The 9,699-nt window shown below is 70.1% G+C and carries 6 protein-coding genes and 1 tRNA gene; 3 read left to right on the forward strand and 4 right to left on the reverse strand.

What is annotated here, in order from left to right; genetic code table 11:
• Positions 1-109: 109 nt before the first annotated feature.
• Positions 110-1,180 (forward strand): phosphoribosylformylglycinamidine cyclo-ligase, encoded by a 1,071-nt coding sequence (gene purM, locus ABZ873_RS27705; RefSeq protein ID WP_360877262.1) that lies wholly within the window; start codon positions 110-112, stop codon positions 1,178-1,180.
• Between the two features lie 81 nt (positions 1,181-1,261).
• Here purM and ABZ873_RS27710 read toward each other — a convergent pair whose 3' ends face one another.
• Both ABZ873_RS27710 and ABZ873_RS27715 read right to left on the reverse strand, forming a co-directional pair.
• On the reverse strand, positions 1,262-1,522 hold the full coding sequence (locus ABZ873_RS27710) for a DUF3073 domain-containing protein (protein WP_360877265.1): 261 nt from the start codon (positions 1,520-1,522) through the stop codon (positions 1,262-1,264).
• A 289-nt stretch (positions 1,523-1,811) separates the two neighbouring features.
• Complete coding sequence (locus ABZ873_RS27715) at positions 1,812-2,930, reverse strand: amino acid dehydrogenase (protein WP_360877268.1); 1,119 nt, start codon at positions 2,928-2,930, stop codon at positions 1,812-1,814.
• 194 nt (positions 2,931-3,124) lie between these two features.
• Between ABZ873_RS27715 and ABZ873_RS27720 the strand changes: the two genes are divergently transcribed.
• Positions 3,125-3,979 carry a hypothetical protein gene (locus ABZ873_RS27720; RefSeq protein WP_360877271.1) on the forward strand — a complete coding sequence of 285 codons (855 nt, stop codon included), beginning with the start codon at positions 3,125-3,127 and terminating at the stop codon, positions 3,977-3,979.
• Positions 3,980-4,548: 569 nt separating this feature from the next.
• Positions 4,549-4,755: a developmental transcriptional regulator BldC gene (bldC, locus tag ABZ873_RS27725; RefSeq protein WP_003949541.1), complete on the forward strand. Its 207-nt coding sequence runs from the start codon at positions 4,549-4,551 to the stop codon at positions 4,753-4,755.
• A gap of 409 nt (positions 4,756-5,164) precedes the next feature.
• On the opposite strand, the gene ABZ873_RS27730 is transcribed toward bldC, so the two are convergent.
• A tRNA-Asp gene (locus ABZ873_RS27730) sits at positions 5,165-5,238 on the reverse strand.
• A 71-nt stretch (positions 5,239-5,309) separates the two neighbouring features.
• Positions 5,310-9,242 (reverse strand): ATP-dependent RNA helicase HrpA, encoded by a 3,933-nt coding sequence (hrpA, locus tag ABZ873_RS27735; RefSeq protein ID WP_360877274.1) that lies wholly within the window; start codon positions 9,240-9,242, stop codon positions 5,310-5,312.
• Positions 9,243-9,699: the final 457 nt, after the last annotated feature.

The raw sequence follows: 9,699 nt of genomic DNA on the forward strand, positions 1-9,699 counted from the left end.
CGGGCCCGCCGGGCCGGCGCCCCGGCCCGACCTGCGCGGAGCCCTGCCCTCCGGCATGCCCAGGGCCCCGTACCCCACCGCAGTAACGACACGAAAGCTCTCTCCTGTCATGACAGAGAAGACCACCGGTGCCAGCTACGCAGCCGCGGGCGTCGACATCGAAGCGGGAGACCGCGCCGTCGAGCTGATGAAGGAGTGGGTGAAGAAGACGCAGCGCCCCGAGGTCCTCGGCGGCCTCGGCGGCTTCGCCGGCCTCTTCGACGCCTCCGCGCTCAAGCGGTACGAGCGCCCGCTGCTGGCCTCGGCCACCGACGGCGTCGGCACCAAGGTGGACATCGCCCGCCAGATGGGCGTGTACGACACCATCGGCCACGACCTCGTCGCGATGGTTATGGACGACATCGTCGTCTGCGGTGCCGAGCCGCTGTTCATGACCGACTACATCTGCGTGGGCAAGGTCCACCCCGAGCGTGTCGCGTCCATCGTCAAGGGCATCGCCGAGGGCTGCGTCCTCGCCGGCTGCGCCCTGGTGGGCGGCGAGACCGCCGAGCACCCCGGCCTGCTGGGCCCGGACGACTTCGACGTGGCGGGCGCCGGCACCGGTGTCGTCGAGTACGACCGGCTGCTGGGCGCGGATCGCATCCGTACGGGTGACGCCGTCATCGCGATGGCTTCGTCCGGCCTTCACTCGAACGGGTACTCGCTGGTCCGCCACGTGCTCTTCGACCGGGCCGGGATGGCCCTGGACCAGCACGTGGACGAGCTCGGCCGCACCCTGGGCGAGGAGCTGCTGGAGCCGACCAAGATCTACTCGCTGGACTGCATGGCCCTCACCCGGACGGCCGAGGTGCACGCCTACTCGCACATCACCGGCGGCGGCCTCGCGGCGAACCTGGCCCGGGTGATCCCGGACCACCTGCACGCCACGGTCGACCGCTCGACCTGGACCCCCGGCGCGGTCTTCGACCTGGTCGGCACCGCCGGGCGGGTGGAGCGGCTGGAGCTGGAGAAGACCCTGAACATGGGCGTCGGCATGATGGCCGTCGTGCCCGCCGAGTCGGTGGACGTGGCGCTGACCGCGCTGGCCGACCGGGGCGTCGACGCCTGGGTCGCGGGAGAGATCCTGGACCGCGGCGACCGCACCGAGGGCGCGACCCTGACCGGGGACTACGCGAGCTGAGCAGCACGGAAACCCGGTCCGGGGCTGAGCCCTGGACCGGGTTTCCGTATGTGTGCGGTGTCGTGCGGACGCCTCAGGGCGTCAAGCGCCGCGGCGCTGAGTCGACGGACCGGACTCCTCGTCCTCGTCGTCGTCATCGCTGTTGTAGAGATCCGCGTACTTGGCGTACGGGTCGTCGTCGTCCAGATCGTCATCGACTTCGACCGGCTCGCTGATCTGCAGCGGCTCTGTCGGCGATGCGCCCAGCTCATTGGCCAGACGCGAGAGGTCAGTCCCGCCGCTGTTGTACTTCAGCTGGCGGGCGACCTTTGTCTGCTTGGCCTTGGCCCGGCCGCGCCCCATGGCTCGACCCCCTCGGTGACGGGGCTCGACGGCCCCAGAGTCTGACACGCGTTCATGGTTCGGAGCGGGCTCTCCGTGGAGAGACCGTCCTAGGGGTTTAACGGTACCTGCTTCCGCGGCCATACGGTACGCCGCCCGCATGACGCGCCCCGGTGCAGAACCAGTGAGGCGCCCCGTCCTCGCTGGTCAGCTGCGATTTTAACCCGTTCTTGGCGGGCGACCCGCCGAAGTGCAGTGAGTTCCGTCTCGCCGCACCCCGGCGGGCGCACCCGGGGGTCCCGCGAGGGGCTCAGACCGAGGTCACCGGGAGGTTGATCCGGCCGTCGGCCATGCGCTGCTCGGCGATCCGGTCGGCCGCGGCGGCCGGCGGGATACCGTCCGCCTTCGCACGAGCGAAGATCTCCAGCGTGGTGTCGAAGATCTTCGTGGCCTGCACCTTGCAGCGCTCGAAGTCGAAGCCGTGCAGCTCGTCCGCGACCTGGATGACCCCGCCCGCGTTGACCACGTAGTCCGGGGCGTAGAGGATCCCGCGGTCCAGCAGGTCCTTCTCGATGCCCGGGTGGGCGAGCTGGTTGTTGGCCGCGCCGCAGACGATCGCCGCGGTCAGCGCCGGGACGGACTCGTCGTTGAGGGCGCCGCCGAGCGCGCAGGGGGCGTAGATGTCCAGGCCCTCGACGCGGATCAGGGCGTCCGTGTCGGTGACCGCGGTGACCTTGCCCGGGTGCTTGTCGAGGATCCGCTGGACGGACTCCGCGCGCACATCGGTGATGACGACCTCGGCGCCGTCCTCCAGCAGGTGCTCGACCAGGTAGTGGCCGACCTTGCCGACGCCCGCCACGCCGACCTTGCGGCCGCGCAGGGTCGGGTCGCCCCACAGGTGCTGGGCGGAGGCGCGCATGCCCTGGAAGACGCCGTAGGCGGTGAGGACGGAGGAGTCGCCGGCGCCGCCGTTCTCCGGGGAGCGGCCGGTGGCCCAGCGGGTCTCGCGGGCGACGACGTCCATGTCCGCGACGTAGGTGCCGACATCGCAGGCGGTCACGTAGCGGCCGCCGAGGGACTCGACGAACCGGCCGTAGGCTTCCAGCAGTTCCTCGGTCTTGATGACCTCGGGGTCACCGATGATGACGGCCTTGCCGCCGCCGAGGCCGAGACCGGCCATGGCGTTCTTGTACGACATGCCGCGCGAGAGGTTCAGCGCGTCCTGGACGGCCTCCGCGTCGGAGGCGTAGGCGTGGAAGCGCGTACCGCCGAGGGCGGGGCCCAGGGCGGTGGAGTGGATGGCGATGACGGCCTTGAGGCCGGTGGCGCGGTCCTGGCACAGCACGACTTGCTCGTGGCCGCCCTGCTCCGTACGGAACAGGGTGTGCAGGACGCCGTCGGTCATTTCGGTCACGGTGGTGACTCCCATGGAAGAGATGCGGCGGGAAAGCGCCCCCCTGCGGGTGGGGGAGGGCGCGCTGGGAGCAGAGTAAGACCTGCGGGCCCTCCGCAGGAGACCTGTCCGTGGATCGGAACACTCCCGGAGTACGGGCGCCCCCGCGGCCCGGCAAGAGGCCGCCCCGCGGGTGCGCGAGCCGGGCCGAAAAGGGGCAGGACCACAGGGTGACCGAATCCCCCGATCCCCTGCTGCCCTCCGCGCGCTCGGCGCCCTGCGTCCCGTACGCCTCCTACGTGCGCGTCTACGAGCCCCTGGCCGCCTTCCCGGAGCCGGAGCGCACGCACTGGGCCGACTACGCCCGGCGCGGGCAGGCCCCCACCGCCCAGGACGAACTGCGCCGCTCGCTGGCGGACTTGGTGCGGGTGCCCGTGGTGGGCGTGCCCGCCCACGAGAGCGCCGACGCCTTCACGGCCGAGGTGGACGGGGTGCTGCTGGTCTGCCCGTGGAGTACGCGGCTGCGCGGCTGGCTGGCGCTGGAGGAGCTGGTCGAGCAGTTCCCCGGCCCGGTCCTGGACGCGGCCCTGCCCCCGGCGGCGCGCCGGCGGGCGGCCGAGGAGTACGAGAGCTGGCGCGCGCGGAACCCGGAGGCGCGGCCCTGGATCCGCACGGGTGTGTGGCAGATCCCCTTGCGCTGGTTCGTCCTGGTGGACGACGGTGAGCGGGAGTACGTGCCGGGGGTGCGGCTGCGGTACCGGACGCCGATGGTCCAGGCCCGGCGGCGGCTGGCCCGGGCGCTGCGCACCCTGCGGGCCTCCGAGGGGTACGCCGTGCTCGCGGAGGGCCTGGTGGAGGTGGGGAGCTGGCTGGAGGAGTTCCATCCGAGGTCGATGGTGGAGCTGGACTACGGCGGGCTGCTGCACGCGCTGCCGGCCGGCCGGCTGGAGGCGGACCACTCGGCGGCGGACCTCGCGGCGGGACTCGCGGCGCTGCGGGCGGGGGACGAGGAGGGCGCGGCGGAGGTGTACGGAGGGCTGGCGGAGCGGTGGCGGGAGGTCCGGGAGCGGCTTTTTGCGAATTAGGCCGAAAATGAGCGGTGTGGCCTATTTCATCCCGAGGGGCCTTCCGGCGTACCGCCGCGTACGGGGTCGTTCGGCAGAAAAGGGCTGATCAGAGCCCTGATCGTGGCATTTGGGACGTAGTGCCAGGACCTACGTCCCGATACGGGCCATTGGCCCAAGCGTGACGGACCGCACTAACCACACCCTTGCGCCCTTCCCCTACCCTCGTGCCAAAATAGGACAAGGAGTCCGGGGAGGGTTCCTTCCGCCCAACTAAGGGCGGAATGCTCGGCATTGCACTCTACGGGGGGTCGCAGGACTCCTGATCGCTCTGTGACTGATCGTCACAGTGGGGTGACTGTCCGTTATGGGATGGTCCATCGGCTTCCGCCGCTGATGAACACCTCGGAGGGCAATTCCGTCGGTTTGGCCGTCGAGGCTGGACGGATGGTGTAGTTGTAGTGCCGAGGACAAGCCGTTCGTCCTATAACCGACTCGGCCCGCGTATGTCCATTTCGGGCAACGCGGGCCAAGGTGCAGAATTTAGAGGAAAGAACCGAGATGGTTCGGTTCTCCCGAGGAGGCCGCTCATGACCGCTCGCACCCCTGATGCCGAGCCGCTGCTGACCCCGGCTGAGGTCGCCACCATGTTCCGCGTGGACCCGAAGACGGTCACCCGCTGGGCCAAGGCTGGCAAGCTCACGTCCATCCGCACCCTGGGTGGACACCGCCGGTACCGCGAGGCCGAGGTTCGCGCCCTGCTGGCGGGAATTCCGCAGCAGCGCAGCGAAGCCTGAGGTCGCGTAAACACCCCGCTTTAACGGGTTTCCATCGGGTCCCCCAATCCGATGAAAGCCCATTGTGCTTCAGCGGCCCGACCTGCCCCAACAGGTCTGCGGGCCGTTCGATCGCGCTGGACTCCGCCGGGTCCAGCGCGATCTTTTTTATGCCCAGGTCAGGGCTGTCCGTCGCGGGCGGCGGGGCAGTTCAGGGGTAGGTGCCATTGCACATATTAAATCGAGCGGGTGTAGGGGTGCGATAAAAGTAGGAGTTTCAAAAACTCGTGCGGTGACACCCGTCACAGACGATCACTCTTGTCCACGCGGCACGACACGCCGTAAAGGGGAAGCCCGGCGGACGTCACGGGCATCCCGGGAACGCGTCAGGGCCCGCATCCCCTGGGGGATACGGGCCCTGATGTTGTTGCGATCCTGACGGGACTTGAACCCGCGACCTCCACCTTGACAGGGTGGCGAGCTAACCAACTGCTCCACAGGACCTTGATTCGCGGCCGCTCTGCGGCGGCTGCGAAACAGACTGTACAGCAGCTCAGGGGGTGCGGTCGAACCGATCAGGGGGCCGCCGCGTCCACCGCCTTCACGATCCGCTTGTCGGAGATCGGGTAGGCCGTACCGAGGGCGTGGGCGAAGTAGCTGACGCGCAGTTCCTCGATCATCCAGCGGATGTCGGTCACCGTCTCCGGGACGGGTCTGCCCTTCGGCAACTGCTCCAGCAGCCAGGCGTACTCGTCCTGCATCTCGTGGACCTTCTCCATGCGCGTGGTGTCCCGCTGGACGCCCGTGGGCATCTGCTGGAGCCGCCGGTCGGCCGCCACCAGGTAGCGCATCAGGTCCGGCAGCCGGCGCAGCCCCGTGAGGGTCACGAAGCCCGCCGGCATCAGGGCCGCCAGCTGCGTCCTGACGTCCTGGAGGTTCGCGACCAGCGCCAGGCTGGAGGTGGCCTTGAGTCGCCGCTCGCACGCCTGCCAGGCGGCCAGCACCTGCTGCACCTGGTTCACCGCCCGCACCGTCGTGTCCACCAGGTCCGCGCGCACGGCCTCGTAGAGCTTGCGGAAGCCCGCCTCGTCCCAGGCGGGGCCGCCGTGGTCCGCGATGAGCCGGTCGGCCGCCGCGGTGGCGCAGTCCTCGAACAGGGCCTGGACGGAGCCGTGCGGGTTCCTGGAGAGGGCCAGCTTCTGCTGGTTCGTCAGGTGGTCGGAGGCGAACTTCGCCGGGTTCACCGGGATGTTCAGCAGGATGAGCCGCCGCGTGCCCCGCCACATCGCCCGCTGCTGCTCCGCCTCGGTGTCGAAGAGCCGTACGGACACGGTGCCCGCAGCCGCGCCCTCGTCGACCAGCGCCGGGTACGCCTTCACCGGCTGGCCCGCCCGCCGGGTCTCGAAGACCTTCGTCAGGGTGCCGATCGTCCAGTCGGTCAGCCCGGTGCGCTCCACCGACTCCCCGCCCGCCCGCTCGGCGGTGGCCGCGGCGGCCTGCGACAGGGCCTGACGGGCCTTCGGCCGGAGCCGGAGCCGCAGGGCCTCCAGGTCCTTGTCCTCGGCGATCTTGCGGCGCCGCTCGTCGACGATCCGGAAAGTGATCTTCAAGTGGTCCGGGATCCGGCCCAGGTCGAAGTCCTCGGCCGTGACCGGCACCCCGACCATCCGCTGGAGCTCGCGCGCCAGCGTCACCGGCAGCGGCTCCTGGAGGGGCACCGCCGTGTCGAGGAAGCGGCCCGCGTAGTTCGGCGCGGGCACGTAGTGCCGGCGGATCGGCTTCGGCAGCGAGCGGATCAGCTCGGTGACGACCTCCTCGCGCAGGCCCGGGATCTGCCAGTCGAAGCCCTCGCCGGTGACCTGGTTCAGCACCTGGAGCGGGATGTGGACGGTCACGCCGTCCGCGTCCGCGCCCGGCTCGAACTGGTAGGTCACCCGGAATTTCAGCTGCCCCTGCCGCCAGGAGTCCGGGTAGTCGGCCTTGGTGACCCCGGCCGCCTTCTCCGTGAGCAGCATCTCCCGCTCGAAGTCGAGCAGTTCGGGCTCGTCCCGCTTCTTGTGCTTCCACCAGGAGTCGAAGTGCGCCCCCGACACCACGTGCTCGGGGATCCTCTGGTCGTAGAAGTCGAACAGGGTCTCGTCGTCCACCACGATGTCGCGGCGCCGGGCCCGGTTCTCCAGCTCCTCCACCTCGGTGAGGAGCTTGCGGTTGTCGGCGTAGAACTTGTGGTGGGTCCGCCAGTCGCCCTCGACGAGCGCGTTGCGGATGAACAGCTCGCGCGAGACCTCGGGGTCGATCCGGCCGTAGTTGATCTTCCGCTGGGCGACGATCGGCACGCCGTACAGCGTCACCTTCTCGTACGCCATCACGGCCGCCTGGTCCTTCTCCCAGTGCGGCTCGCTGTAGGTGCGCTTGATCAGGTGCTGCGCCAGCGGCTCCACCCACTCGGGCTCCACCTTGGCGTTCACCCGGGCCCACAGCCGCGAGGTCTCCACCAGCTCGGCCGACATCACGAACTTCGGCTGCTTCTTGAACAGCGAGGAACCGGGGAAGATCGCGAACTTGGCCGACCGGGCGCCCAGGTACTCGTTCTTGTCGGTGTCCTTGAGGCCGATGTGCGAGAGCAGGCCGGCCAGCAGCGAGACGTGGACCACCTGCTCCGGGGCGTCCGCCTCGTTGACGTGGATGCCCATGCTCTTGGCGACCGTACGCAGCTGCGAGTAGATGTCCTGCCACTCGCGGATCCGCAGGAAGTTCAGGTACTCCTGCTTGCACATCCGGCGGAAGGAGGAGGAGCCGCGCTCCTTCTGCTGCTCGCGGACGTAGCGCCACATGTTCAGGAAGGACAGGAAGTCGCTGGTCTCGTCCTTGAAGCGGGCATGGTGCTGGTCGGCCTGGGTCTGTTTGTCCGAGGGCCGCTCGCGCGGGTCCTGGATGGACAGGGCCGCCGCGATGACCATGACCTCGCGGACGCAGTTGTTCTTGTCGGCCTCGATGACCATGCGGGCCAGCCGTGGGTCGACGGGCAGCTGGGACAGCTGGCGGCCCATCTGCGTCAGCCGCTTCTTCGGGTCCTTCTCGGCCGGGTCCAGCGCGCCGAGCTCCTGGAGCAGCTGCACGCCGTCGCGGATGTTGCGGTGGTCCGGCGGGTCGATGAAGGGGAACTTCTCGATCTCGCCGAGGCCGGCGGCGGTCATCTGGAGGATGACGGAGGCCAGGTTCGTCCGCAGGATCTCGGCGTCCGTGAACTCCGGGCGGGCGTCGAAGTCGCCCTCGGAGTACAGCCGCACGCAGATGCCGTCGCTGGTACGGCCGCAGCGGCCCTTGCGCTGGTTGGCGCTGGCCTGCGAGATCCGCTCGATCGGCAGCCGCTGCACCTTGGTGCGGTGGCTGTAGCGCGAGATACGGGCGGTGCCCGGGTCGATCACGTACTTGATACCCGGCACGGTCAGGGAGGTCTCGGCGACGTTGGTCGCGAGCACGATCCGGCGGCCGGTGTGCTGCTGGAACACGCGGTGCTGCTCGGCGTGCGAGAGGCGGGCGTACAGCGGCAGCACCTCGGTGAAGCGGAGCTTCTTCTTCACCAGCGCGTCCGCGGTGTCGCGGATCTCGCGCTCGCCGGAGAGGAAGACCAGGATGTCGCCGGGGCCCTCGGCCTGGAGCTCGTCGACGGCGTCGCAGATCGCGGTGATCTGGTCGCGGTCGGAGTCCTCGGAGTCCTCTTCGAGGAGCGGACGGTAGCGGACCTCCACCGGGTAGGTGCGGCCGCTGACCTCGACGATCGGGGCGTCGCCGAAATGCCGGGAGAAGCGCTCGGGGTCGATGGTCGCCGAGGTGATGACGACCTTGAGGTCGGGCCGCTTGGGCAGCAGCGTCGCCAGGTAGCCGAGCAGGAAGTCGATGTTGAGCGAGCGCTCGTGGGCCTCGTCGATGATGATCGTGTCGTAGGCGCGCAGCTCGCGGTCGGTCTGGATCTCGGCGAGCAGGATGCCGTCGGTCATCAGCTTCACGAAGGTGGCGTCCTGGTCCACCTGGTCGGTGAAGCGGACCTTCCAGCCGACGGTCTGCCCGATCTCGGACCCCAGCTCCTCGGCGATGCGCTCCGCGACGGTGCGGGCGGCGATGCGGCGGGGCTGGGTGTGGCCGATCATGCCGCGGACGCCGCGGCCGAGCTCCATGCAGATCTTGGGGATCTGCGTGGTCTTGCCGGAACCGGTTTCACCGGCGACGATCACGACCTGGTGGTCGCGTATCGCCTCGGCGATCTCGTCCTTCTTCTGGCTGACGGGCAGGTTCTCGGGATACGTGACCTCGGGCATGCGCGAGGCACGGCCGGCCAGTCGCTCGGCGGCCTTGGCGGCCTCCGCGGCGATCTCGTCGAGCACGGCCTGCTTGGCCTCGGGCTTGCGGATGCGGCGGGCGCCTTCTAGGCGGCGGCCGAGGCGGTGCGCGTCGCGGAGGGGGATCTCACCGAGAAGCGTCTGCAGGGCGGCGAAGGAAGTAGACATACCTGATCGAGGATCGCACCTGTGGCCCCCGGGTGGCGAACGCATTTGTCGGGCCGACCCGTACCATTTCGGGACGAGTCCCTCGGCCACCCCAGTGAGAGGCCCCCCACCGTGCCCCGCCCCCACCAGCCCGGCCGCACCACGTGCGCCCTCCTGGCGGTGCTGCTGGCCACGCTGGCGTGGGCGTCCGGCGGTTTGCCTCCCGGGCTCGCGCCCGCGCCCGCGCCGACGGCCGGGGCGGTGGCCCCGCTCCCGTCGGCCGGTGTCGGCCCGTCGCTCCGGCCCGCGCCGGCCGCCGGCCCGGCGTCATGGCCCGCGGCGCCGGCCTCGGCGTCAGGTGGCTTGCCCGCGCCGGAGGCCCGGGGCGGCGCCCCGCTGCCGCTGGCCGCCCTGGCCGGTGGTGCTGGACGTACTTGCGGTGCTGGGTCGAGGCGGCGTAGGCGCCGGCCCAGTCGCT

Origin of the sequence: Streptomyces sp. NPDC047014, from assembly GCF_040644195.1 — a bacterium.
In the GTDB taxonomy this organism is placed as follows: Bacteria; Actinomycetota; Actinomycetes; order Streptomycetales; family Streptomycetaceae; genus Streptomyces.